Annotated in this window: 22 protein-coding genes; 18 read left to right on the top strand and 4 right to left on the bottom strand. The window is 61.1% G+C overall.

From position 1 onward, the window contains the following. Nucleotides 1–95 precede the first annotated feature (95 nt). Nucleotides 96–1208: an NADH:flavin oxidoreductase/NADH oxidase gene (locus F759_RS0106705; RefSeq protein WP_027799175.1), complete on the top strand. Its 1113-nt coding sequence runs from the start codon at nucleotides 96–98 to the stop codon at nucleotides 1206–1208. Nucleotides 1209–1428: 220 nt separating this feature from the next. Continuing rightward, on the top strand, nucleotides 1429–1968 hold the full coding sequence (locus F759_RS0106710) for an SET domain-containing protein (protein ID WP_027799176.1): 540 nt from the start codon (nucleotides 1429–1431) through the stop codon (nucleotides 1966–1968). Nucleotides 1969–2031: 63 nt separating this feature from the next. On the opposite strand, the gene F759_RS0106715 is transcribed toward F759_RS0106710, so the two are convergent. Beyond that, on the bottom strand, nucleotides 2032–3534 hold the full coding sequence (locus tag F759_RS0106715) for a sensor histidine kinase (protein ID WP_027799177.1): 1503 nt from the start codon (nucleotides 3532–3534) through the stop codon (nucleotides 2032–2034). A 132-nt stretch (nucleotides 3535–3666) separates the two neighbouring features. Beyond that, nucleotides 3667–4353 (bottom strand): response regulator, encoded by a 687-nt coding sequence (locus F759_RS0106725; protein WP_013590077.1) that lies wholly within the window; start codon nucleotides 4351–4353, stop codon nucleotides 3667–3669. 160 nt (nucleotides 4354–4513) lie between these two features. Between F759_RS0106725 and F759_RS0106730 the strand changes: the two genes are divergently transcribed. Further along, nucleotides 4514–4738: a DUF3717 domain-containing protein gene (locus tag F759_RS0106730; protein ID WP_027799179.1), complete on the top strand. Its 225-nt coding sequence runs from the start codon at nucleotides 4514–4516 to the stop codon at nucleotides 4736–4738. 93 nt (nucleotides 4739–4831) lie between these two features. Beyond that, entirely contained in the window at nucleotides 4832–5323 is a 492-nt protein-coding gene (locus tag F759_RS0106735; RefSeq protein WP_027799180.1) for an Lrp/AsnC family transcriptional regulator, read from the top strand. Between the two features lie 25 nt (nucleotides 5324–5348). On the opposite strand, the gene F759_RS0106740 is transcribed toward F759_RS0106735, so the two are convergent. Then, entirely contained in the window at nucleotides 5349–5885 is a 537-nt protein-coding gene (locus tag F759_RS0106740; protein ID WP_027799181.1) for a class IV adenylate cyclase, read from the bottom strand. A gap of 255 nt (nucleotides 5886–6140) precedes the next feature. Beyond that, complete coding sequence (locus F759_RS0106745; RefSeq protein ID WP_027799182.1) at nucleotides 6141–7040, bottom strand: LysR family transcriptional regulator; 900 nt, start codon at nucleotides 7038–7040, stop codon at nucleotides 6141–6143. Nucleotides 7041–7195: 155 nt separating this feature from the next. Between F759_RS0106745 and F759_RS0106750 the strand changes: the two genes are divergently transcribed. The 14 genes from F759_RS0106750 (at nucleotide 7196) to rsmG (ending at nucleotide 25535) form a co-directional block, all read left to right on the top strand. Continuing rightward, complete coding sequence (locus F759_RS0106750) at nucleotides 7196–8734, top strand: CoA-acylating methylmalonate-semialdehyde dehydrogenase (RefSeq protein ID WP_036023734.1); 1539 nt, start codon at nucleotides 7196–7198, stop codon at nucleotides 8732–8734. 108 nt (nucleotides 8735–8842) lie between these two features. Continuing rightward, on the top strand, nucleotides 8843–10564 hold the full coding sequence (locus F759_RS0106760) for a GMC family oxidoreductase (RefSeq protein WP_027799184.1): 1722 nt from the start codon (nucleotides 8843–8845) through the stop codon (nucleotides 10562–10564). A 326-nt stretch (nucleotides 10565–10890) separates the two neighbouring features. Next, nucleotides 10891–11670 (top strand): ABC transporter ATP-binding protein, encoded by a 780-nt coding sequence (locus F759_RS0106765; protein ID WP_027799185.1) that lies wholly within the window; start codon nucleotides 10891–10893, stop codon nucleotides 11668–11670. After that, nucleotides 11667–12425: an ABC transporter ATP-binding protein gene (locus tag F759_RS0106770; RefSeq protein WP_027799186.1), complete on the top strand. Its 759-nt coding sequence runs from the start codon at nucleotides 11667–11669 to the stop codon at nucleotides 12423–12425. The genes F759_RS0106765 and F759_RS0106770 overlap by 4 nt, the downstream gene beginning before the upstream one ends. Nucleotides 12426–12476: 51 nt before the next feature. After that, a complete protein-coding gene (locus F759_RS0106775; protein WP_027799187.1) occupies nucleotides 12477–13691 on the top strand; it encodes an ABC transporter substrate-binding protein in 1215 nt (404 codons plus the stop codon). Nucleotides 13692–13846: 155 nt separating this feature from the next. After that, nucleotides 13847–14731 (top strand): branched-chain amino acid ABC transporter permease, encoded by an 885-nt coding sequence (locus tag F759_RS0106780; protein WP_027799188.1) that lies wholly within the window; start codon nucleotides 13847–13849, stop codon nucleotides 14729–14731. Next, on the top strand, nucleotides 14731–15702 hold the full coding sequence (locus F759_RS0106785; RefSeq protein WP_027799189.1) for a branched-chain amino acid ABC transporter permease: 972 nt from the start codon (nucleotides 14731–14733) through the stop codon (nucleotides 15700–15702). Before F759_RS0106780 ends, F759_RS0106785 begins: the two co-directional genes overlap by 1 nt. Before the next feature lie 513 nt (nucleotides 15703–16215). After that, nucleotides 16216–17382 carry an ABC transporter substrate-binding protein gene (locus tag F759_RS0106790; protein ID WP_027799190.1) on the top strand — a complete coding sequence of 389 codons (1167 nt, stop codon included), beginning with the start codon at nucleotides 16216–16218 and terminating at the stop codon, nucleotides 17380–17382. Nucleotides 17383–17766: 384 nt separating this feature from the next. After that, entirely contained in the window at nucleotides 17767–18927 is a 1161-nt protein-coding gene (locus F759_RS0106795) for an ABC transporter substrate-binding protein (RefSeq protein WP_027799191.1), read from the top strand. Nucleotides 18928–19127: 200 nt separating this feature from the next. Then, nucleotides 19128–20183 (top strand): branched-chain amino acid ABC transporter permease, encoded by a 1056-nt coding sequence (locus tag F759_RS0106800; protein WP_027799192.1) that lies wholly within the window; start codon nucleotides 19128–19130, stop codon nucleotides 20181–20183. A 4-nt stretch (nucleotides 20184–20187) separates the two neighbouring features. Further along, on the top strand, nucleotides 20188–21972 hold the full coding sequence (locus F759_RS0106805) for a branched-chain amino acid ABC transporter ATP-binding protein/permease (RefSeq protein ID WP_027799193.1): 1785 nt from the start codon (nucleotides 20188–20190) through the stop codon (nucleotides 21970–21972). Further along, nucleotides 21972–22736 carry an ABC transporter ATP-binding protein gene (locus F759_RS0106810; protein WP_027799194.1) on the top strand — a complete coding sequence of 255 codons (765 nt, stop codon included), beginning with the start codon at nucleotides 21972–21974 and terminating at the stop codon, nucleotides 22734–22736. Before F759_RS0106805 ends, F759_RS0106810 begins: the two co-directional genes overlap by 1 nt. A 160-nt stretch (nucleotides 22737–22896) precedes the next feature. Beyond that, nucleotides 22897–24855 (top strand): tRNA uridine-5-carboxymethylaminomethyl(34) synthesis enzyme MnmG, encoded by a 1959-nt coding sequence (gene mnmG, locus F759_RS0106815; protein WP_027799195.1) that lies wholly within the window; start codon nucleotides 22897–22899, stop codon nucleotides 24853–24855. Further along, nucleotides 24852–25535, top strand: coding sequence for a 16S rRNA (guanine(527)-N(7))-methyltransferase RsmG (rsmG, locus tag F759_RS0106820; RefSeq protein ID WP_027799196.1), 684 nt, complete (start codon nucleotides 24852–24854; stop codon nucleotides 25533–25535). Before mnmG ends, rsmG begins: the two co-directional genes overlap by 4 nt. Nucleotides 25536–25555: the final 20 nt, after the last annotated feature.

The raw sequence follows: 25555 nt of genomic DNA on the forward strand, positions 1-25555 counted from the left end.
AGCACACCGACTTCTTATCGACATCTCCCCGCCTGCAGCAAACTACCCACGGTGCTATGCTCGTTCGCTCTCGGGTTCTTACTGGGCGTTGATCCATGAGCGCGCTATTTTCTCCACTCACGCTGCGCAGCGTGACGCTTCCGAATCGGATCGTCGTGTCGCCGATGTGCCAGTACTCCGCCGAACGCGGCGAGGCAACCGCGTGGCACATGATCCACCTGGGCAGTCTTGCGTTATCGGGTGCCGGCATGTTGTGCATCGAAGCGACGGCCGTCGAGCCTGACGGCCGCATCACGCCGGCCGATCTCGGTTTGTGGGACGACGTCACAGAGGCCGCGCTCACGCCGGTGCTCGCCGCAATCCGCAAGCATTCGCATATCAACGTGACGATGCAGCTCTCGCATGCCGGGCGCAAGGCATCGAGCCAGGCGCCGTGGGAAGGCGGCCAGCTGATTCCTGTATCGCAAGGCGGCTGGTTGCCGCACGCGCCTTCGGCATTGCCGCACAAGGCGGGCGAAGAGCCGCCGTTGGCGCTCGACACGCCAGGGCTGAACCGCATTCGCGAAGCATTCGCGGCGTCCGCGCGTCGCGCGGCGCGCCTCGGTATCGATGCATTGGAAGTGCATGCCGCGCATGGCTACCTGTTGCATCAGTTTCTTTCTCCGCTGGCCAATCAGCGCGACGACGACTACGGCGGTTCGCTCAAAAACCGCATGCGCTTTCCGCTCGAAATCTTCGACGTCGTACGCGCGTCGTTTCCCGCCGACAAACCGGTTGGCGTGCGTGTGTCCGCGACGGATTGGGTCGAAGGCGGCTGGTCGCTGGAAGACACGATCGCGTTCGCGCACGAGTTGAAAAAGCGTGGTTGCGACTGGATTGACGTTTCGTCTGGGGGCGTGTCGCCGTTGCAGAAAATTCCGCTCGAGCCGGGCTATCAGATTCCGTTCGCCAAGGCTGTCAAAAAAGCGACGGGGCTTACAACGATCGGCGTCGGGCTCATCACCGATCCGCTTCATGCGGAGCAACTGATCGAACAGGGCGATGCCGATCTCATCGCATTGGCTCGTGCGCTGCTCTACAACCCGCGCTGGCCATGGCACGCCGCCGCGCAACTCGGCGCGACGGTTGAGGCGCCTCCGCAGTACTGGCGTTCGCAACCGCGCGAGCAAAAGGCGCTGTTCGGCGAGATTTCGTTTGGACAAAGATGAAGCAGCCCATGCGCACGATGCAAGCGCACGTTTTTGACGGTTGAACGAAGCCGTCTTCAGCGTGTAGGATGCCGGTTGTGGCGCATGAGCGTCGCAGGTCGACGCGGCGCTCGAAGGGCGCCGCGTTTGCTATCAGCGCCAGAAAAAATCAGCGCGTCAGACGCGGGCGTTTTCCGACGGCTGCCGGACTTCATCCCAGTTCTTCACAAGGATTCATTCAATGAGTTCACGCAGGATCGCCGTGCGTCGTTCAGGTGTGCACGGCAAAGGCGTGTTTGCGCTCGAACCGATTGCGGCCGGCGAGCGGCTAATCGAATACAAGGGCGAGCGGATCTCGTGGAAAGAAGCGTTGCGCCGTCATCCGCATAATCCCGACGAACCGAACCACACGTTCTACTTCGCGCTCGACAGCGGCAAGGTGATCGACGGCAAGGTGGACGGCAACAGCGCGCGCTGGATCAACCACTCGTGCGCGCCGAACTGTGAAGCCGAAGAGATCGACGGTCACGTGTATGTCCACGCGCTGCGCGACATCGCCGAGGGCGAGGAAATTTTCTACGATTACGGCCTCGTGATCGACGCGCGTCAGACCAAGAAGCTCAAGAAGGAATACGAATGCCGCTGCGGCTCGCGCAAGTGCCGCGGCACGATGCTGGCGCCGCCCGAGAAAGAGAAGAGCGCGGCTAAAAGCGCGAAGCCGGCAAAGTCCGCTAAATCGGCCAAGGCGACGAAGGCCGCGAAGAAAGCCAAAAAGAAGTAACGCGCGAGTTGCCGGGTTCGTCATGCGAATGACGGCGAGACAGCCCGTTGGATGCAGACACTGCTACAGATCGACCGGCGCCGAATGCGCCGGTTTTTTTTCATGGTGCTGCATGTCGTCATTCGGCTCAGCTTGAACCGCGGAATGCACGAGCGGAATACGCACGATAAAACGCGCTCCGCCTTCCGCCGCGTCTTCGTAGTGCACGCTGCCATGATGCAACGCCATGATGTCGTGAACGATTGCGAGGCCCAGTCCGGCGCCGCCATCCACGCCGTTATCGCTCTGGCCGTCGCCGCGGAAAAACCGCTTGAACAGATCGGCTTGCTGCGTGTGAGGCACGCCGGCTCCATTATCTTCCACCACGATTTCGGCCATGCGTACGTCGTCGATCACGGTTTGCGACACGGTGACCGTGATGCGCCCGCCATCGAAGCGCGACGGCGGCACATACTTCAACGCGTTATCCAGCAGGTTCGCGATCACTTCGTGAAGCAGAATCGGATTGCCGCGCGCAATTAACGGATGGTCGTTGGCGGGATCGTCGAGCCGTTGAAAACCCAGGTCGATGTGCGAGGTCAATGCGCGCGGCACCCATTCCGCGCCGGTATCGAACGCGAGCGCGGCCATATCCACATTCACGAAGCGCGCAGCCTGCTCGGCCGGTTCCGCGCGCGCGAGAGACAGCAACTGATTCGACAGACGCACCGCGCGATCAGCCGCTGCACGCAGTTCGCGCACCGCGGCAAGCGTCTGCTGCGGATCGCGCGCAGTAGCCGCCTGCTCTGCATGCAGCTTGACGGCGGTGAGCGGCGTGCGCAACTGATGCGCGGCATCGGCGATGAACTTGCGTTGACCGTCGAGCGCGGTTTTCAGGCGGCCGAGCAGCGCGTTCACGGCACCGGTCAGCGGCCGGATTTCGACGGGCACATAGGTTTCGTCAACCGGTTCGAGCGACGTATGAGTTTGCCGGTTCAGCGAGTCCGCGAGATCGGTCAGCGGATTGAGCTGCTGATTCACCACTCGCCACACGATCACCCAGCCGGCGAGCAGCAGCAACAGCAGCGGCATCATGATTGCGACGAGGAATTCGGCGGCGATACGAAAACGGTGATGCACCGGCTGCCCGACTTCGACGACGATCGGGTTGCCGACCGGCTGATCGACCCGCACTTGCGCGACGCGCACGGTCACGCCCTGGTGCTGCGTTTCGAACACGTACGCGTAATGCATACGCCGAACGCTCGTGCCTTGCAGCGGAAGGCTTTTATCGCCGGCGATTTCTGTTTCGCCATTACTGATCCGATAGACGAGATGCTCGATCGGATCTGAGAACATGGCTTGCGCGAGCGGCGGCACGGTAATCGGCGCTTCGGGGCCGGCGATCTGGATCTGCTTGGAGATGGCGGTCGCGAGGTCGGCGAGCGAGCGATCGACCACATGCTGCGTGTACTGCCACGCGAGCCAGTAGGCGATGAGGCCGCTCATTAGCGCGAGCAGCGAAAGAGGAGCAGCTAGGCGCCGCAGCAGCGTGCGGCGCAGACTATTGGCGGCCGGCTGGGGCATGATCGAACGCGCGGGAAAATGGCAGGCGCAAGGCGCCGTGAAGTTTCGCCGGATGCCGGCGAATCGCGCACGCGGTGCGCGGCGCCGGCCCGGCGCCGTCAGGCCGCAAGCGAACTGCGGCCTTCACGACGATTATGCGGCCTGGCGGATTTCCTGCAACAGATAACCGAAGCCGCGCACCGTGACGATTTCGACACGGCAGTTTTCGAGCTTTTTCCGCACTCGGTGCACATAGACCTCGATAGCGGTGTCGCCGAGATCGCCGCCGAAATGCGTCAGATGGTCTTGCAGTTGCGCCTTGCTGACCACGCGGCCGTGGCGCAGCAGCAGCATTTCGAGCACGGCGAATTCGCGCGGCGACAGTTCGAGCGGCTTGTCGTCGTTGAAAATGCGGCGATCGACGCCCGACAGACGCACACCGCCCAGCGACACTTCCGGGCGTGGCATGTCGCCGTGCGGACCGCTGCGGCGCATGACCGCGCGAATACGTGCTTCGAGCTCGGTCGGCTCGAACGGCTTCAGCATGTAGTCGTCGGCGCCGGAATTCAGGCCTTGCACACGGTCGTTCAGTTCGTCGCGCGCGGTGAGGATGATCACCGGCGTGTGGCGATTGCTCTGACGGAAGCGCGAGAGCAGCGTCATACCGTCGATGCCCGGCAAGCCGAGGTCGAGAATCACTAGTTCGTGGCGATTCTGCGTAAGGGCCTGTTCGGCAAAAATGCCGTCGTGGACCATGTCGACGGTGAAGCCGGCTTGTTCGAGACTGCTTTGGATGCCGCGCGCGATGGGACGGTCATCTTCGATCAGAAGGAGTCGCATGGATTTCGCTCAAGTACAATGGGTTTAGGCCTTTGGGCAAGCGGTTCGCCGGGGCGCCTGCTGCACAGACCGTTCGTGGTGTGGCTGTGCCCAACTGGCGTAACCCAGCCACGAAGCAGTCGGCGAGCAGCCTGCTGGCGCACATCGGGTAATCGAAGCCATGTCCGAGATCAGCATTCACGAACTGGAAGCCGCGATCAACTTCTGGCGCGCCCGCTCACCTTCGAGCGGAGACGAACTCGTTCTGTGCAAGGAGGCAAGCGCGCTCTCCAAGCCGTATGCGTTGCTGATTGTACAGCGTCAGAACACGCTGTCGCGGGATCGTTTGGACGCGATTGCGAGGCAAGCCCGGGATTCTTACGTGCGCCTTAAGAATAGCCTGTAGAACTGAAGGTTTGAGTCCCGCGTTGCCTGCAAAGCCCTTTCAGTACGACGAATTCTTTAACGCGCGGTAATACTGTCGATAAAAACATCCTACATGCTAGACCTCGATCACTTCGACCTCGCACTCCTCGACGTGCTCCAGCGCTTCGGGCGCGCAACGCATCAGCAACTGGCCGAACAGGTGCCGCTGTCGCCGTCGCAGATCGGGCGGCGACTGCAGCGGCTGGAACAAATAGGCGTGGTGGACGGTTATCGCGTCGTGTTGCGACAGGAGAAGCTGGGCCTGGGCGTGACGGCGTTTACGAGCCTCAAGCTCAAGCATCACGGCGATTCGATCATCGAGCAGTTCCAGCAACAGATCGACGTACTGCCGGAGGTGCTGGAATGCCATGCGGTGGTAGGCGACGCCGACTATCTGCTGCGCATCGTCGCGCCTGACCTGAACTACCTGTCCACGTTCGTGATGAAAAAGCTGATGCGCGTGCCGGGCGTCGATAGCGTGCGCTCGAACATCGTGCTCACCACGTTCAAGCGCAATGGGCCGTTGCCGCTCGCCCATCTTTCTCCGGGAGCGGCCGCCGCGTGACGCACGCTTTGGCCGCGCGGCTCGTCTACGCCGCCTGCTTGGGCTCGCTGCCCGGGCTCAGCAGATCGACGTAGGCCACCGCCACCATGTCCGACTCCGGCACGCCGAGGCTCGCGAACATCGCGTGAGCTTCTGCGTGACCGTCTTCTTCATCGTCATCTTGCGCGAGTACCACTTCGAGTTCGACGAAGTCGCCCAGGCCGTCTACGCGATCAAGATGAATGCGCGTGCGCCCCGTCAGATACACATGCCGTTCCTTGGTCACGATACCGCGCGTGGTCAGCGCCGTGGCAAGCAGCGCGTGCATGGCTTCGGGGTTCGTGACGGGACTGCGCGTGTAATACGACGCCTTGGGCCCGTCGCGGTCGTCGCGCTGATAGAAGATCAGTTCCGCGGGCGTGCCGTCGTCGAACTGGCGCAGCTTCAGACGCCCGCGCGGCACGTCGTAGAAAAAATCCTGCTGGCGGAAGATCAGCGGCGCGTCCGGCGCGAGCTGCGCCGCGCGTTCGCGCAGTTGCTCGAAATGCTGCGCGCGGGCCTTTATTTCGATGTTGCGTGCCATGTCAGGCTCCTGTGGAGGAATGGAATGGTCGGCGGCTTCCGGTGTTAGCGGCGCTAAGTTGCCAGGAAGCGCAGGGTCGGTTGAGACGGAAAGCGGTGACGGCGGGCGCATCGGCGTGCGCGCATGAGAGAACCGCCAATCTAACAAAAAGTGCGTGACGCTGCGGTTTCAGTGGACATCGATCCGGCGGAAATTGCGCAAGCGCTGTCATGAGAACTGCTCATATCGTCGTCGCACGGTGTGCTCAGGTTCCGATCAGGTCGTCCATTGCAGTTCGGTCAGCTTCAGCGCGGCGGCTATCGCGGGTTCGTCCTTGCGTTCGGCAAGCGTGATGAAGCTAAGTTGCGTCGGCACCGTAATCCCTTCGACGATGGTCAGCGCATGCGCGTGGGCCTCGGCAATCGCAATCGCATCGCGCGCGAGCGTGAGGCCGACGCCGGATTTGACCAGATCGAGCATCGACGGCTCCTGGTCCACCTCCGCGACCTTAACCGGCTTCACGCCCGCCTCGCTGAAAGCGCGCGACAGCAAGCGGTTATGTGCGGAAGCCGGCGGCGTCCAGATCCACGGAAAGGCGGCGAGCGAGCGCCAGTCGCGCGCGCCTTTTACGCGGTCTTTCCAGCCGGCAGGTGCAAGCACGCGGTACTGGAACTGCGTGAGCGTGAGCGTGTGGAAGGCGGGGCCGTCGCGCGTGTCGTCCTCGGACGGTACGCCGATGTAATAGCCGACATCCAGCTCGCCCGCGCGAACCTGGTCGAGCACCCAACCCGACATGCCGTGCCGCAAAGCGGTCTCGATGTGCGGCCACGTCTCCACCAGTTGCTTCAGAAAACCGCCGAGGCGCAGAAACTCCGGGTCGAGAATGGTGCCGATGCGCAAGCGCCCGCGCACCTCCTGGCGCAGCGATTGCGCTGCTCGCTGGACGTCGCTCGCGGCGGCTAACGCGCGTTCGGCATGCGGCAGCAGCGCCTGGCCGTCGCGGGTCAGCGAAAGTCCGTGCGAGGTCCGCGTGAACAGCGTCACCGCCAGTGTCTCCTGCAAATGCTTGATTTGCAGACTGACGGCCGGCTGGGTCAGATGCAGTTGCACTGCGGCACGCGTAAGGTTGCCCTCGCGTGCAACGGTGACGAACGCGCGTAGCAGAGTGAGATCCATCCACTGATATTAACGCGGCTTATGGCGCAGTTGAGCATTACTCATTGGATTTCAGCCGCCGAAGCGCCGTACGCTGGCGCTTGAGCACGCCAGCGCGTTGGCGGAAGATTTTCTCAGCAGCCATCTTGAATGGCCCACAACCGAGAGGACATAACATGAGCGAGACATATCAGGACGAAACCGTCCGCACAGACGCCAGCATCCGGACGCTGACCCATTTCATCAACAGCAAGGCCATTGACGGAACGAGCGGTCGCTTCGGCGACGTCTTCAATCCTGCGCTCGGCAACATCGCCGCGCGTGTGCCGCTTGCGAGCGTCGCCGAAGTCGATGCCGCGGTTGCCGCCGCTTATGCCGCGTTTCCCGCATGGAGCGAGATGGCGCCGATCAAGCGGGCGCGCGTGCTCTTCAAGTTCAAGGAGTTGCTGGACCGCCATCACGACGAGCTCGCGGAATTGATCACGCGCGAGCACGGCAAGGTGTTTTCCGATGCGAAGGGCGAGGTGATGCGCGGCATCGAAGTGGTCGAGTTCGCATGCGGCATCCCGAATCTGCTGAAGACCGACTTCACCGATCAGATTGGCGGCGGCATCGACAACTGGAATCTACGTCAGCCGCTCGGCGTGGTCGCCGGCATTACACCGTTCAATTTTCCAATGATGGTGCCGTGCTGGATGTTCCCGGTCGCGATTGCGTGCGGCAACACGTTCGTGTTGAAGCCGTCGGAGCGTGACCCGTCGGCATCGAACCGTATCGCGGAACTGTTGAAGGAAGCCGGTTTGCCCGACGGCGTGTTCAACGTCGTGCACGGCGACAAGGTTGCGGTCGATGCGCTGCTCGTGCATCCCGACGTGAGCGCCGTATCGTTTGTCGGTTCGACGCCGATCGCCGAGTACATCCACACTGAAGGCACGAAGCACGGCAAGCGCGTGCAGGCATTGGGCGGCGCCAAGAATCATCTGGTCGTCATGCCGGATGCCGATCTCGATCAAGCCGTCGACGCGTTGATAGGCGCCGCGTACGGTTCGGCTGGCGAGCGCTGCATGGCGATTTCCGTCGCGGTTGCGGTGGGTCATATCGCCGATGAACTGATCGAGCGGCTCACGCCGCGCGTGAAGAACCTGAAGATTCTGAACGGCATGGAATCGGCTGCCGAAATGGGACCGTTGGTAACGGCCGCGCATCGCGAGAAAGTGGTTGGTTATATCGAGGCGGGCATCGCGGAGGGTGCGAAGCTCGTCGTCGACGGCCGTGGTCATCAGGTGGATGGGCACGAGAAGGGCTTCTTCCTCGGCGGCACATTGTTCGACAATGTGTCGACCAATATGAAGATCTATCGCGAGGAGATTTTCGGGCCGGTGTTATGCGTGGCACGCGTGCCGGACTTCGCGTCCGCGGTGGAACTGATCAACGCCAACGAGTTTGCCAACGGCGTGTCGCTGTTCACGTCGGATGGCGGAATCGCGCGCGCTTTCTCGCGGCAGATCCAGATCGGCATGGTCGGTATCAACGTGCCGATTCCCGTGCCGATGGCGTGGCATTCGTTCGGCGGATGGAAGAAGTCGCTGTTCGGCGATCATCATGCGTATGGCGAGGAGGGCGTGCGGTTTTACACGCGCTACAAGAGCATCATGCAGCGCTGGCCCGACAGTATCGCAAAGGGCGCCGAATTCACCATGCCGGTCGCGAAGTAGGTCGAGATGTTTGGCCTTCGGCGTCGATTTCTTGATCTCGTTGCGCGCCGAAGGCATCGATAAAACCGGTTATGCATTAGCCGGAAAGAATGATTAGGAGACTGAACGATGAGCCAGGCACAAGCCGCGTCTTCGGGGCGGCGTCTCGAAGGCGAGTTCGACTACATCATCGTCGGCGCCGGGACGGCGGGCTGTGTGCTCGCCAATCGCCTGACCGAAGATCCGGATGTGCAGGTCCTGTTGCTCGAAGCGGGCGGCAAGGACGACTATCACTGGATTCACGTGCCGGTCGGCTATCTCTACTGCATCGGCAATCCTCGTACTGACTGGCTTTATAAAACGCAGGCCGAACCGGGCCTGAACGGCCGCGCGCTTTCATATCCGCGCGGGCGCGTATTGGGCGGCAGTTCGTCGATCAACGGCATGATCTATATGCGCGGTCAGCGCGAAGATTACGACGAGTGGGCTCGCGTCACGAACGACGCGTCATGGTCGTGGAATTCCGTGTTGCCCGTTTTCAAACGCAGCGAAGATCACTACTCGGGCGCGAGCGAATCACATGGCGCGGGCGGACCGTGGCGCGTGGACAAGCAACGCCTGAAGTGGAAGATTCTCGAAGAGTTCTCGAAGGCCGCGCAAGAGACCGGCATTCCCGCCACCGACGACTTCAATCGCGGCGATAACACCGGCGTCGGCTACTTCGACGTCAATCAGAAGCGCGGCATTCGCTGGAACGCTTCCAAAGCATTTTTGCGCCCTGCAATGAAGCGCCCGAATCTCACCGTCATCACGGGCGCACACACGCAGCGTGTCGTATTCGAAGGACGCCGCTGCACAGGCGTCGAATACCGCGGCAACCAAACAGACTACCTGGCCAAAGCGCGTTGCGAAGTGATCCTGAGTTCGGGCGCAGTCAACTCGCCACAATTGCTCGAGTTGTCCGGCATCGGCAACGGCGCGCGTTTGCAGAACCTCGGTATCGGCGTGGTCAACGATCTGCGCGGCGTCGGCGAAAATCTTCAAGACCATTTGCAATTGCGCATGGCTTATCAGGTCGATGGGGTTCGCACGCTCAACACGGCGTCCGCACATTGGTGGGGAAAGCTGATGATCGGCGTGCAGTACGCGCTTTTTCAAAGCGGTCCTATGTCGATGTCGCCGTCGCAACTCGGTGCATTCGCAAAGTCGGACCGCGATGATCGCTCGCTTACGCGCCCGGACCTCGAGTATCACGTGCAGCCGCTTTCGCTGGATCGCTTTGGCGAACCTCTGCATCGGTTCAATGCATTTACGGCGTCGGTGTGTCAGTTGCGGCCGACTTCGCGTGGCAGCATCCATATCGAGTCTGCGGACGCTTCTGCGCCGCCGCTAATCGCGCCCAACTATCTGTCCACCGATTACGACCGCCACGTCGCCGCAAATGCATTGCGTCTCACGCGCCGCATCGCAGCGGCGCCCGCATTGGCCCGTTATCAGCCGCGGGAAATATTGCCGGGCATCGAGTATCAAAGCGAGGAAGAACTGCAACGTGCCGCCGGACTCGTCGGCACGACGATCTTTCATCCGGTCGGCACATGCCGGATGGGCACGACTGACGATCCGGGCGCTGTCGTCGACAACAGACTACGAGTTATCGGTGTCGACGGACTGCGCGTGGTCGACGCATCCGTCATGCCTACCATCACATCGGGCAACACGAACTCGCCCACGTTGATGATCGCGGAGCGCGCGAGCGACATGATCCGCGAGGATCGCCGGGCTCGCGTGGCCGGCAGCCTTACTGCGCATATGAGCCAGGCAGGTCAGGCCGTGTCGATGTCCGCTGTGTGACACGCGTTCTTGCAAGCGTGGCACGCCTCCGGCGTGCCGCGCATTCCTATCTCTACGTCGCATGCGTATCTGCGCATGCGTGTCTCCATTGAGAGACTACGGCCCGCAATCGCTCACAGGCGTCATCCACTAAGTGCAAATCCCAATGAATGCGCTGCATCATTGGCGCGACAATGGCAGCCATGCTGCGTGTTGCCCCAAGGATTACCGTCCGGATTGGTGCAGCACGCCAACGAGCGTGCACGGGGTGCCGCCGTCCAAATAAGTCGCGCAGAGCTTCGCGCGGAAGATCGTAGTGCTTCGCCTTACTCCGTATGGAAGGGAACATGATTCTCGGCGATACGATTCTCGAAACGCGCGGCCTCACTCGTGAGTTCAAAGGCTTCGTTGCCGTGAACGGCGTGAACCTGCGCGTGCGCCGTGGCTCGATCCATGCGCTGATCGGGCCGAATGGAGCGGGCAAGACCACCTGCTTCAACCTGCTCACGAAGTTCCTCGAGCCGAGCGCGGGCCAGATCGTCTTCAACGGCGTCGACATCACGAATGAGCGGCCGGCGCAGATCGCGCGGCGCGGCATCATCCGCTCATTCCAGATTTCTGCTGTATTCCCGCATCTGACGGCATTGCAGAATGTGCGCATCGGTTTGCAGCGCTCGCTCGGCACTGCGTTCCATTTCTGGAAGAGCGAACGCACGCTGCGCCAACTCGATGACCGCGCAATGGATCTGCTCACGCAAGTGGGCCTGACCGATTTCGCCGATGTGCTGACGGTCGAGCTCTCATACGGCCGCAAGCGCGCGCTGGAAATTGCCACGACGCTCGCGATGGAACCCGAGCTGATGCTGCTCGACGAACCAACGCAAGGCATGGGCCACGAAGATGTAGACCGCGTCACGGCGTTGATCAAGAAAGTATCGAGCGGCCGCACGATTCTGATGGTCGAGCACAACATGAATGTGATCGCCGGCATCTCCGACACCATCACCGTGCTGCAACGTGGCGAAGTGCTCGCCGAAGGCAGCTATGCGGAAGTGTCGAAGAATCCGCTCGTGATGCAAGCCTATATGGGGAGCGCCGACGCGGCGCTCGCCGGAGCCCACGCATGAATACAATCGCCGAGCGCGAAAGCCTCGAAGTGAGCGGCACCGCCGCGGGCGCTCCTGCGCTGGAGATTTCGGGTCTGCAGGCCTGGTACGGTGAATCCCATATTTTGCACGGTGTGGATCTGGCGGTGGACCGCGGCGAGGTCGTCACGCTGCTTGGCCGCAACGGAGCGGGGCGTACCACGACACTGCGCGCGATTATGGGCCTCACTGGCCGGCGCACGGGTTCGATCCGCATTGGCGGACGCGAAACGATCAACCTGCCCACACATCGCATCGCGCATTGCGGCATTGGCTATTGCCCGGAAGAGCGCGGGATTTTTTCGAGCCTCTCGTGCGAGGAAAACCTGCTGTTGCCGCCGCCCGTCGGCGACAAGGCGCACATGATGTCGCTCGAAGAAATCTATTCGATGTTCCCGAATTTGCAGGAACGCCGCATGAGCCAGGGCACACGGCTTTCCGGCGGCGAACAGCAGATGCTCGCTGTCGCACGTATTTTGCGCACCGGCGCGAGCCTGCTTCTGCTCGACGAAATCTCGGAAGGACTGGCGCCTGTCATCGTGCAGGCGCTCGCGCGCATGATCATGACGCTCAAGGCGCGCGGCTACACCATTGTGATGGTCGAACAGAATTTCCGCTTTGCCGCGCCACTTGCCGATCGCTTCTACGTGATGGAGCACGGTACGATTGTCGAGCACTTCGGGGCAAGTGAGCTCGAAAGCAAGATGCCGGTATTGCACGATCTGCTGGGCGTGTAGAGCGCGCCCGATTGCCTCTGATAACCACAAGCGAAGAACCAGGAGACAGGAATGAAAAAGAACCCACTCGCGCGGCTTGCTTCAGTTTGTTTCGCGGTCGCCGCCGGCGCCGCTATCACAATGAGCAGCGCGCAAGCGGCTGACGATGCCGTGAAGATCGGCTTCATCACAGACATGTCGGGGTTGTATGCGGATATCGACGGCCAGGGCGGCCTCGAAGCCATTCGCATGGCCGTCGCCGATTTCGGCGGCAAGGTGAACGGCAAGCCAATTACCGTGCTGTATGCGGATCACCAGAACAAGGCGGACATCGCGGCCTCGCGTGCGCGCGAATGGTTCGATCGCGAGGGCCTCGATCTGCTGATCGGCGGCACGAACTCGGCAACGGGTCTTTCGATGAACACCGTCGCCGGTGAAAAGCACAAGGTGTACATCAGCATCGGCGCGGGCGCCGACACGCTGACCAACGAGCAATGCACGCCGTACACGATTCACTATGCGTACGACACCACGGCGCTCGCGAAGGGCACCGGCTCGGCGGTGGTAAAGCAGGGCGGCAAGACGTGGTACTTCCTGACTGCGGACTACGCGTTCGGCAAGGCGCTCGAAAAGAACACATCGGATGTCGTGAAAGCGAGCGGCGGCCAGGTGCTGGGCGAAGTGCGTCATCCGTTGTCGGCGTCGGACTTCTCTTCGTTCCTGTTGCAGGCGCAGTCGTCGAAGGCGCAGGTTCTTGGTCTTGCGAACGCGGGCGGCGACACGATCAACGCGATCAAGGCGGCGAAGGAATTCGGCATCACGAAGACCATGAAGCTCGCGGCCTTGCTGATGTTCATCAACGACGTGCATAGCCTCGGCCTCGAAACGACACAAGGCCTGGTGTTGACGGATAGCTGGTACTGGAACAAGGACGCGAACACGCGCAAGTGGGCGCAGCGCTACTTCGACAAGATGCGCAAGATGCCGTCGAGCCTGCAAGCGGCCGACTACTCGGCGACCATGAACTATCTGAAGGCCGTGCAGGCAGTTGGTTCGACCGACGCCGACAAGGTCATGGCGCAATTGAAGAAGACCAAGATCGACGACTTCTACGCGAAGGGCTACATCCGTCAGGACGGCAGCATGATCCACGACATGTACCTGATGCAGGTGAAGACGCCGGCGGAATCGAAAGAGCCGTGGGACTACTACAAGATCACTGCGACGATCCCCGGCGAGCAGGCATTCACGACGAAGGCCGAAACGCGCTGCGCGCTGTGGAAATAAGCACGGGCTGAAGGTCTGACTGACGGCTGGCCGTCCGCGCGTGGGCGGGCAGCCGTCCGTTTCATTGCCGCGCGCGGCCCGCGTCACTAGCGCTTTTCGCGTGCCGGCCTGATCGTGCAAAACCGATCTCACCTTGACGATGGGTTAAGGCTTCAATGGACATCTTTGGCATTCCGCTTCCCGCGATGCTGAGCCAGTTGCTGCTAGGGCTCGTGAACGGCTCGTTCTACGCGATTCTGAGTCTGGGTCTTGCGGTGATCTTCGGCTTGCTGAACGTGATCAATTTCGCGCACGGCGCGTTGTTCATGCTCGGCGCAATGCTCGCGTGGATGGGGTTCTCGTATTTCGGCGTGCCGTATTGGGCGATGCTGGTGCTCGCACCGCTGATCGTCGGCCTGTTCGGCGTCGCAATTGAACGCTCGATGCTGCGTTGGCTCTACAAGCTCGATCATCTGTATGGACTGTTGCTCACGTTCGGGCTCACGCTCGTCGTCGAGGGTGTGTTCCGTTCGATCTACGGCTCGTCCGGGCAGCCTTACGACGTGCCGTCGGCACTTTCCGGCGCGACCAACCTCGGCTTCATGTTCCTGCCGAACTATCGGGCGTGGGTGGTGGTGGCTTCGCTCGTCGTTTGCTTCGCGACGTGGTTCGTGATCGAGAAGACGCGACTCGGCGCGTATCTGCGTGCGGGGACCGAAAACCCGAAGCTCGTTGAAGCGTTCGGCATCAACGTGCCGCTGATGATCACGCTCACTTACGGCTTCGGCGTGGCGCTCGCCGCGTTCGCTGGCGTGCTCGCCGCGCCGGTCATCCAGGTTTCCCCGCTGATGGGTCAGCCGATGATCATCACCGTGTTCGCCGTGGTCGTGATTGGCGGGATGGGGTCGATCATGGGCTCGATCCTCACCGGACTCATGCTCGGCGTAATCGAAGGACTGACGCGCGTGTTCTATCCGGAAGCGTCGGCGACCGTCGTGTTCGTCATCATGGCGCTTGTGTTGCTCGTGCGCCCGGCGGGTCTTTTCGGCAAGGAAAAATGATGCAGAGAAAAGTGCTCTACGGTTTGCTGCTGCTCCTGCTCCTCGCGGTGCCCGTGCTCGGCATCTATCCGCTCTTCGTAATGAAGGTGCTGTGCTTTGCGCTGTTCGCCGCCGCCTTCAATCTGTTGATCGGCTACACCGGGTTGCTCTCGTTCGGGCACGCGATGTTTCTCGCCTCGGCCGGCTACGTCACCGGCTACGCGATGCAGACGCTCGGCTTCTCACCCGAGCTCGGTGTGCTCGCGGGCACGGTGTCGGCGACCTTGCTTGGTTTTGTTGTCGGCATCTTCGCGATTCGGCGCCAGGGCATCTACTTCGCAATGGTGACGCTCGCCCTCGCGCAAATGGTCTACTTCGTATTCCTGCAAGCGCCGTTTACGCATGGTGAAGACGGCCTGCAAGGCGTGCCGCGCGGCAAGCTGTTCGGCGTGCTGGACCTTTCGTCCGATCTAGCCTTGTACTTTGTCGTGCTGGCGATCATGGTGCTCGCCTTCCTGCTAATCGTTCGGATCGTGCATTCGCCGTTCGGCCAGGTGCTGGTAGCGATCAAGGAGAACGAGCCGCGAGCCGTGTCGCTTGGCTACGATACCGATCGCTTCAAGCTGCTCGCGTTCATTCTATCGGCGGGCCTTGCAGGACTTGCGGGTTCGCTGAAGGTCGTCGTGCAGGGCTTCGAGACCTTGAGCGACGCTTACTGGACCATGTCGGGCCTTGTCGTGCTGATGACGCTTGTCGGCGGCATGGGCACGTTGTTCGGACCGCTGCTCGGCGCGGCGTTGATCGTCGCGCTTGAGGATCGCCTCGGCGATATTGGTGGTGCGCTCGCGTCGACAACGGGCATCGAATGGTTCCGCTCATTGGGCGAATCGGTAACTATCGTGACGGGCGTAATTTTTATTGCATGCGTACTTGCGTTCCGCCGGGGGATCGTCGGGGAAATCGTCGCGCGCGTGCGGCCGCTGCGTGCGTGAGGAGTCGACCCACCGCATTTTGCTTCGGTCTCCGATGTAATTGCGCTGCTATGCAGTATGGCAATGACAGCCCGCTTGAGCCCTTTTTTACGTATCATGCGGCAACGCGCGTTGAACTTGCCCCAATCCAGTGCCGCAGTGCACCACTAGGGTAATTGCTAGTTGTGGCACGTGAGGTGCTCGTTTAACCTTCATGCAGTTCTGATGCACCACGAATTTGCAGGTGGAGAACGAGGAGACATGAGGCACTAAGTGCCCACACGAAAGCGCTGTTGGATTGATATCCAACAGCGCTTTTTATTTTCCACTTGCCGAATAAACTTATTCAATCCTTTTGCTAACTCGGTGACCGTTTTATGTCGCCGATCATTGGCCCATTTCCCATGCTGAGGCCCTGCAAAGTGCTTGCAGCGTGCGGCTCGCGTCCGCTACACTCCTTATTCACCGACCGCTGGGTCGGGATTAAATTACGAATTTAATTCGAATTGTTTTAACGGGGCATAGAGGAGCGGGATGAAGTCGGCATTGCGTTGGATCAGCGTGGCATTGGTCGTCACCGGAGTTTCGGCTGCATGGAGCGGCCATGCATTTGCGGATGTGAAAATCGGCGTCACAGTGTCGGCAACCGGTCCTGCCGCATCGCTCGGTATTCCGGAGAAGAACACAGTCGCGCTGCTGCCCAAGGAAGTAGCCGGCCAGAAGATCGAATACATCGTACTTGACGACGCCACCGATTCAACTCAAGCCGTCAAGAACGCACGCAAGCTAACGAGCGAAGACCACGTCGACGCGCTGATCGGCTCAACCGTCGTGCCGAATTCGCTTGCAATGATGGACGTCGCTGCTGAAAACACTACGCCCGTGATCTCGCTCGCCGCTGCGGCGAGCATTGTCGAGCCTATGGATGCGAAGCGCGCGTGGGTCTTCAAGACGCCGCAGAACGACATCCTCATGGCTACGGCCATCGCTCAGCACATGGCCAATCATGGCGTGAAGACGGTCGCCTTCATCGGCTTCTCCGATGGTTATGGCGAGAGCTGGTTCAAGGAGTTCGGCAAGGCTGCGGATCTCGCAAAGATCAAGGTTGTCGCGAACGAGCGCTTCGCGCGTAACGACGCTTCTGTCACGGGTCAGGTGCTGAAGATCATGTCGCAGAACCCGGACGCAGTGTTGATCGCAGGCGCGGGCACACCGGCCGCATTGCCGCAGAAAACGCTCCGCGAGCGCGGCTACAAGGGCAAGTACTATCAGACGCACGGCGTCGCCAACAACGACTTTCTGCGCGTGTGCGGCAAGGACTGCGAGGGCACGTATCTGCCAGCCGGTCCGTTGCTCGTCGCTGAGCAACTGCCCGATTCGAACCCGGTCAAGAAGAGCGCGCTCGCCTATAAGCGGGCGTACGAAGGCGCATACGGTGCTGGCTCGGTGTCTACTTTCGGCGGTCACGCATGGGACGCCGGCCTGCTGTTGCAACGCGCGATTCCGCTTGCGCTGAAGAAGGGCCAGCCGGGCACGCCCGCGTTCCGCGAGGCACTGCGCACAGCGCTCGAAGGAACCAGGGAACTGCCTGCGTCGCACGGTATCTTCAACATGAGCGCGAACGACCATGCCGGTCTTGATCAGCGGGCGCGTGTGATGGTGGAGATCGTCGGCGGCAAGTGGAAGTTGTCCGGCGACTGAGCGAAGGCAAAGGGATAGGGGACCTCATACAAAAAGACGCGTGCAGTTGACGCGTCTTTTTTATTGCCCGTGCCGCGCCAAAAGTGTGGTTATGCGGCTTCAGGACAAACCCGCATTTGGGTCGCAGTCTATTGACCGTCAATGATGCACAACGCGATACTACTAACATGTTAGTGTTTTGTGCACGCTAGTTCGACAGGCATTCAGGAATCGCAGCAGCAGGCAGTGATGGCACGCAGCAGGGAGTGACATACAAGCGGCGCAGGCATGCGCGTTGAGCAGGGAAAACCATGCTTGGCATGCCCGAAGCCTATAACTAGATTCAGACACCCGGCCCACGAGTCGGATCACAGATACGCGCTTCAAGGCGTTTGGAGACTTGCAATGACAAAGACAAAGCAATGGGTACGCACTGGCATCGCAATGGCATTGATGTGCGGTGCGGGCGCGGCGTACGCTCAGGTAAAAATCGGCGTGACGCTATCCACGACGGGGCCGGCTGCATCGCTCGGGATTCCTGAAAAGAACACGATCGCGTTGCTGCCGAAGGAGATCGGCGGCAAGACGGTGCAGTACATCATTCTCGATGACGCATCGGACACGGGCAAGGCCGTGCAGAACACGCGCAAGCTGATCGACGAAGATCACGTCGACGCGATTATCGGCTCGACGGTCACGCCGAATTCGCTGGCCATGCTCGATCCTGCTTCCGAGGGCAAGACGCCGGTGATCTCGCTCGCCGCTTCTGCGGCGATCATTTCGCCGATGGACGCGAAGCGTGCATGGGCCTTCAAACCGCCGCAGAACGACAGCCTGATGGCCGACGCCATTGCCGATTACATGGAGCATCACGGCGTCAAGACGGTGGGATTTATCGGCTTCGCGGATGCCTATGGCGATAGCTGGAACAACGTATTTACCGCTGCGGCCAATGCACACAATCTGAAGGTCGTTTCCAACGAGCGATTCAACCGCACCGACGCGTCGGTGACCGGCCAGGTGTTGAAGACAATGGGCGCAAATCCCGACGCAGTGCTGATTGCGGGTTCGGGCACACCGTCGGCGTTGCCGGCCAAGACGCTCAAGGAGCGCGGCTACAAGGGCAAGGTGTACCAGACGCACGGCGTCGCCAACAACGACTTCCTGCGCGTGTGCGCCAAGGACTGCGAAGGCGAGATCCTGCCGGCGGGTCCGATTCTCGTCGCCGACCAGCTGCCGGACTCGAATCCGGTGAAGAAGTCGTCGCTGGCCTATAAGGCTGCGTATGAGAAAGCGTACGGCGCGGGTTCGGTCGCGACCTTCGGCGGTCACGCATGGGACGCCGGCCAGATGCTGCAACGTGCGATTCCCGAAGCGCTGAAGACCGCACAGCCGGGCACTGAGGCGTTCCGTGTGGCACTGCGCGGCGCGCTCGAAAACATCAAGGAACTGCCGGTCTCGCACGGCATCATGAACACGACCACGACCGACCACAACGGCCTCGACAAGCGCGCACGCGTGATGGTGCAGATCGTCGACGGCAAGTGGAAGCTGCAGAACGACTAATACAAAACCGGTACGCGCCTCTCGCGAAGTGCGGCACATGACGCCGCATTGCCATTCTGTTCGACGACAATGGCACCGACCGCCGCGCCGTGCTCCAGCGCGGCGGTCGTCTTTCAGGCATTGCAGTTCGATGGACGGCTGCGGATTCTTCCGCCACGACTGTTTCCAGTTTCGATTTCGACGCTTCAGAACGAGGAAGTATGGATCTATCAATTGCGGCGATCCTCGCGCAGGACGGCATTACCACGGGCGCCATTTACGCATTGCTCGCGCTCGCGCTGGTGCTGGTGTTCTCCGTGACGCGGGTGATCTTCATCCCGCAGGGCGAGTTTGTTTCGTATGGCGCGCTCACGCTCGCCGCGTTGCAGACACAAAAGTTTCCGGCCACCTGCTGGTTGCTGATGGCGATGGGCGCGGCCTGCTTCGTCGTCGAAGTGGCGGGGCTCGTGCGGCACGCGGAGCGGCGCCGCCATGCGGCCCGCACGCTGGCTCTGCTGGTCGGTAAGTATCTGCTGTTTCCCGTTGCCGTTTACGCGCTCACCCAAGGCGTTTTCCTACAGCCGCTGCCGATGATTGCGCAGATCGCGTTGACGCTCCTGATCGTGATTCCGATGGGCCCGTTCGTTTACCGGCTCGCGTATGAGCCGATTGCCGAGGCGACGACGTTGCTGCTTCTGATCGTCGCGGTAGCGGTGCACTTCGCGATGGTCGGCCTCGGGCTCGTCATGTTCGGCGCGGAAGGCTCGCGCACCACCGCGTTTTCGGACGCGACTTTCAACATCGGCAGTCTGTCGATTTCGGGACAAAGCCTGTGGGTTCTCGGGACAGCCGTTGTGCTGATCGGTGCGCTGTACCTGTACTTCGACCGCTCGATTTCGGGCAAGGCATTGCGCGCGACGTCGGTGAACCGGCTCGGCGCCCGGCTCGTCGGCATCGGCACGACGCAAGCAGGGCGCCTCGCGTTCACGCTCGCAGCCGGGCTCGGCGCGCTGTGCGGCATCCTCGTGGCACCGTTGACCACCATCTACTACGACTCGGGCTTCCTGATCGGTCTGAAGGGCTTCGTGGGCGCGATTATCGGCGGTCTTGTCAGTTATCCGCTGGCGGCGGCCGGCTCGATTCTGGTCGGACTGCTGGAGTCGTATTCGTCGTTCTGGGCTAGCGCCTATAAGGAAGTGATCGTGTTCACGCTGATTATCCCGGTGTTGCTCTGGCGCAGTCTTGCCAGCCCGCACGCGGAAGAGGACGAGGAGTGACGCGATGAAACGGATCATGAAAACCAGGTTCTTCTGGCTGTTCCTCGTGGTGCTGTTCGCGTTGCCGGTTTTGCCGCAGCCGATTCACGTGCCTGAGTACTGGGTAACGCTGCTCAACTACATCGGGCTCTATTCGATCGTTGCGATCGGGCTCGTGCTGCTGACGGGCATCGGCGGGATGACGAGTTTCGGGCAGGCCGCGTTTGTCGGCATCGGCGCCTATGCGACTGCGTACCTGACGACGCGCTTCGGCGTTTCGCCGTGGCTCGCGCTGATCGCGGGCGTGCTGGTAACGGCGCTGATCGCGCTGATGCTCGGCCTCGTGACGATGCGTCTGTCCGGCCACTTTCTGCCGCTCGGCACGATCGCGTGGGGGCTCGCGCTGTTCTATCTGTTCGGCAATCTGGAAATGCTCGGCAAGTACGACGGCATCAACGGCATTCCGGTGCTGAATGTGTTTGGCATCGACCTGGAGTCGGGTCGCCATATCTATTACCTGATCTGGCTGGTCGTGCTCGGCGCGGTGATCTCCGTTCAGAACCTGCTTAACAGTCGGCCGGGGCGGGCGATTCGTGCATTGCGCGGCGGCGGAATGATGGCTGAGGCGATGGGCGTGAATACCGCGTGGATGCGCGTGGTCATCTTCGTCTACGCGGCCGTGCTGGCATCGGTTTCCGGCTTTCTGTACGCGCATTTGCAGCGCGCGGTGAACCCGACGCCGTTCGGTCTGAATCACGGTATCGAATTTCTGTTCATGGCGGTGGTTGGCGGTGTGTCGCACGTGTGGGGCGCGGTGCTCGGCGCGGCGATTCTCACGGTGTTACAGGACTATCTGCAAACGCTGCTGCCCAAGCTGCTCGGCGAGAACGGCAACTTTGAAGTGATCGTCTTCGGCATTTTGATGGTGCTGTTGCTCCAATATGCGCGGCAAGGCGTCTGGCCGTTCGTCGCGCGTTTCTTCCCGCGCGGACCGCGCGCACATCTGCCGGACCATGCAGATGCTTTGCCGCAGCGCAGCAAGCCCAGGGCCGGAGAGAACCTGCTGACGGTAAATAAAGCGCGCAAACAGTTCGGTGGTCTCGTCGCCGTGAACGACGTCAGCTTCGAGGTGAAAGCCGGGCAGATTATCGGACTAATTGGCCCAAACGGCGCCGGTAAGTCCACTACCTTCAATCTCGTAACCGGGGTGCTGCAAGCGACGAGCGGCGAGATCACTTTCCGCGGGGAGCGTATCGACTCGCTCAGTTCACGTGAAATCGTCAAGCGGGGGATCGGCCGCACGTTCCAGCACGTCAAGTTGCTGCCGGGCATGACGGTGCTCGAAAACGTCGCGATTGGCGGACACTTGCGCGGGCATGCGGGCGTCTGGCGAAGCATTGCGCGGCTGAATAGCGCGGAAGAAGCCCGCCTGATGGCCGAAGCCGCCCGCCAGATTCGCCGCGTGGGACTCGAGCAGCACATGTACGACGAAGCAGGAAGTCTCGCCTTGGGCCAGCAACGGATTCTCGAGATCGCTCGTGCGCTGTGCTGCGATCCGACCTTGCTGCTGCTGGACGAGCCAGCGGCCGGACTTCGGTATCAGGAGAAGTTGCAGTTGGCCGATTTGCTGCGCCGTTTGAAGGCGGAAGGAATGAGTGTGTTGCTGGTCGAGCACGACATGGACTTCGTGATGAACCTGACCGATCGACTGGTCGTGATGGAGTTCGGCACGCGTATCGCGGAAGGCCTTCCGCAGGAAGTGCAGCAAGACCCGGCTGTGCTTGAAGCGTACCTCGGTGGAGTGGAGTGATGGATAACATGACGAATGCGGTTGCACCGATTCTGGATGTAAATGGCTTATCCGTCCGATACGGAAAGGTCGAGGCGCTGCACGGAGCGGCCATCAAGGTGCGGCCCGGTCAAATCGTATCGGTGATCGGACCGAATGGCGCCGGCAAATCCACGCTGCTTAACGCCATCATGGGCGCCTTGCCGACCACCGGTCATGCAAAAGGCGCGGTTCTATATCAAGGTGAGGATGTCAGCGCCGTCCCCGTCGAGAAGCGCGTGGCGCGCGGCATGTGTCTAGTGCCGGAGAAGCGCGAGCTTTTCGCGTCGATGACCGTCGAGGACAATCTCGTCCTCGGTGCGTATCGGCGCAAGCGCGCGGGCGAGCGCAATTTTCTGGACCAGATCGAGCCGGTATTCGAGCTTTTTCCGCGGCTGAAAGAGCGCCGCAAACAGGCGGCTGGGACGTTGTCCGGCGGCGAACGTCAGATGCTGGCGGTTGGTCGCGCTTTGATGGGCAAGCCGGACCTGCTGATGCTCGACGAGCCGAGCTTGGGTCTTGCGCCGCTGATTGTGAAGGAGATCTTTCATATCATTAGCGCTTTGCGTCAAACCGGCGTTGCGACACTTCTGATCGAACAGAACGCTCGCGCCGCGCTCCAGATTTCGGACTATGGCTACGTGTTGGAAACCGGCGAACTGGCGCTGGAAGGCGCGGCGGCGGAGTTGGCGCAGAACCCTCGAGTGATCGAAACGTATCTGGGACTGGCCAAAAAGGCCGCCTGACTTTCATTTTGACCATGTCGAAGCGGCGTGTTTCACGTGAAACACGCCGTTTTTATTTCGTTGGCCATTCGGCCGAATTCGGGGCCGAAACTGAACCCGCTATAATTCGCCAATACATTTTTCTTGAAGGCTCACGCGGCGATCCGACGTGAGATCCGCGATGCTTTTTCCCACAGAATTTGACGTTATCGTCGTCGGCGGCGGTCATGCCGGCACCGAAGCCGCTTTGGCGTCCGCCCGCATGGGCAATAAGACGCTCCTGCTGACTCACAACATCGAAACGCTCGGGCAGATGAGTTGCAATCCGTCGATTGGCGGCATTGGCAAGGGCCATCTGGTCAAGGAGGTCGACGCGCTTGGCGGTGCAATGGCCGCCGCGACGGACGAGGGCGGCATTCAATTCCGCATCCTCAATTCGTCGAAGGGCCCGGCTGTGCGAGCGACGCGCGCACAGGCCGACCGGCTGCTTTATAAGCAGGCGATCCGTCACCGGCTTGAGAATCAGCCCAACCTGTGGCTTTTCCAGCAGGCAGTCGACGATCTGATGGTTGAGGGCGATCGCGTCGTCGGCGCGGTGACGCAGGTCGGGATTCGCTTCCGCTCGCGTGCCGTCGTGCTGACAGCAGGGACGTTCCTCGACGGCAAAATCCACGTGGGACTAAACAATTACACAGGTGGTCGCGCCGGCGATCCAGCGGCTGTTTCGTTGTCGGCGCGTCTTAAGGAGTTGAAGCTCCCGCAAGGGCGGCTGAAGACGGGCACGCCGCCGCGTATTGACGGCCGCACCATCGACTTCTCGCAGCTGGAAGAGCAACCGGGTGATCTGGATCCGGTGCCGGTGTTTTCGTTTCTCGGCCGGGCGGAGCAGCATCCGCGGCAAATGCCGTGTTGGGTCACGCATACGAACGAGCGCACGCACGACATTATCCGCGGCGGGCTGGATCGCTCGCCGATGTACACGGGCGTCATCGAGGGGGTAGGGCCGCGGTATTGCCCATCCATCGAGGACAAGATCCACCGTTTCGCGTCGAAAGAATCACATCAGATATTTCTGGAGCCGGAAGGGCTTACAACGAACGAGTTTTATCCAAATGGCATCTCGACGAGCTTGCCGTTTGATGTGCAGTTGGAGCTTGTCCGGTCGATGCGCGGTTTGGAGCACGCCCACATCCTGCGCCCCGGCTATGCGATCGAATACGATTACTTTGACCCGCGTGGGTTGAAGGCGTCATTGGAAACAAAGGTAATTAGCGGCTTGTTCTTTGCGGGCCAGATAAACGGCACGACCGGCTACGAGGAAGCGGCGGCGCAGGGCCTGCAGGCCGGTATCAACGCGGGTCTGTTCGTTCAAGGCAGGGAAGCGTGGTGCCCGCGTCGTGACCAAGCCTATCTTGGGGTGCTAGTTGACGATCTGGTGACGCGCGGCGTGTCGGAGCCGTACCGGATGTTCACGAGCCGGGCCGAGTACCGTCTGAGCTTGCGAGAGGACAACGCGGATATGCGGCTCACCGAAGTGGGGCGAGAGCTCGGCGTGGTGGACGACGTCCGCTGGGATATGTTCAGCCGGAAGCGCGACGCTGTTTCACGTGAAACAGAACGACTGCGAATGACTTGGGTCAACCCCAAGACGGTGGCTGCCGACGAAGCGACCGCCCTGCTTGGTAAGTCCATTGACCACGAGTACAGCCTCGCCGACCTATTGCGTCGCCCTGGCGTGACATACGACGGAGTGTGTGCGCTTCGCGCCGGCGCATGCGCCGCACCCGGAACCTTGGCCGACGACGGCGTATTGCTGGCTCAGATCAAGGAGCAGATCGAGATCGGCATCAAGTATCAGGGCTATATCGACCGTCAGGCAGGCGAGATAGAGCGCAACGAGGCCCACGAAAGCACGCGTCTGCCGGACGACTTGGACTATGCGGAAGTTAGAGGTCTGTCGTTTGAGGCCCGTCAGAAACTGACGCAGTTCCGTCCAGAAACTATCGGCCAGGCGTCGCGCATTTCTGGCATCACGCCCGCGGCCATTTCATTGCTGATGGTCCATCTAAAGCGCGGGCTGGGGCGCCGTGCGGCGACGCCCGGTGAGCCCGGTGCCGACACGACGCCGGTGGCGCAATGACGTCGAAGTCAAAAGGAGGCGATCGGGAAGCGTTGGCGAAACTTCTCGCGGAGGGCGTGCGCGCACTCGGCCTCGACGTGAGCGACGCGCAATCGAGCAAACTGCTTGATTACGTTGCACTGCTGGCTAAGTGGAACGCCGTCTACAACCTGACCGCGATCCGCGATCCGCGCCAGATGCTGATTCAACATATCCTCGACTCCGTTTCGATCGTGCCGCATCTGGCGCAGCGCAATCCGCGTACCGTGCTCGACGTAGGCTCCGGCGGTGGATTGCCGGGCATCGTGTTGGCGATCGTTCGACCTGAGTGGAGCATCACCGTGAACGACATCGTTCACAAGAAAACGGCATTTCAGGCGCAAGCTAAGGCTGAGTTGGGGCTGAGCAATCTATTTGTCGTAACGGGCCGTGTGGAAACTTTGCAACCTGGCGCCGAAGTGCCGGCGAAGTTCGACGTAATCGTCTCCCGAGCATTCGCAGAACTCGCCGATTTCGTTACACTGGCCCGTCATCTGGTTGCGCAACAAGGCGCAATTCTCGCGATGAAAGGCGTGCGCCCGGATGGCGAGATCGAGCGGCTGCCCGCAGGCGCCCACGTGGAGCAAGTCGTTCGGCTCGACGTACCATTTCTCGATGCTGAACGCCACCTGGTCACGGTTTTTGTGGACGAAGCGAGCTAAGCGCCGTCATACGGATGCGG

The organism is Paraburkholderia dilworthii (assembly GCF_000472525.1).
Lineage (GTDB): Bacteria > Pseudomonadota > Gammaproteobacteria > Burkholderiales > Burkholderiaceae > Paraburkholderia > Paraburkholderia dilworthii.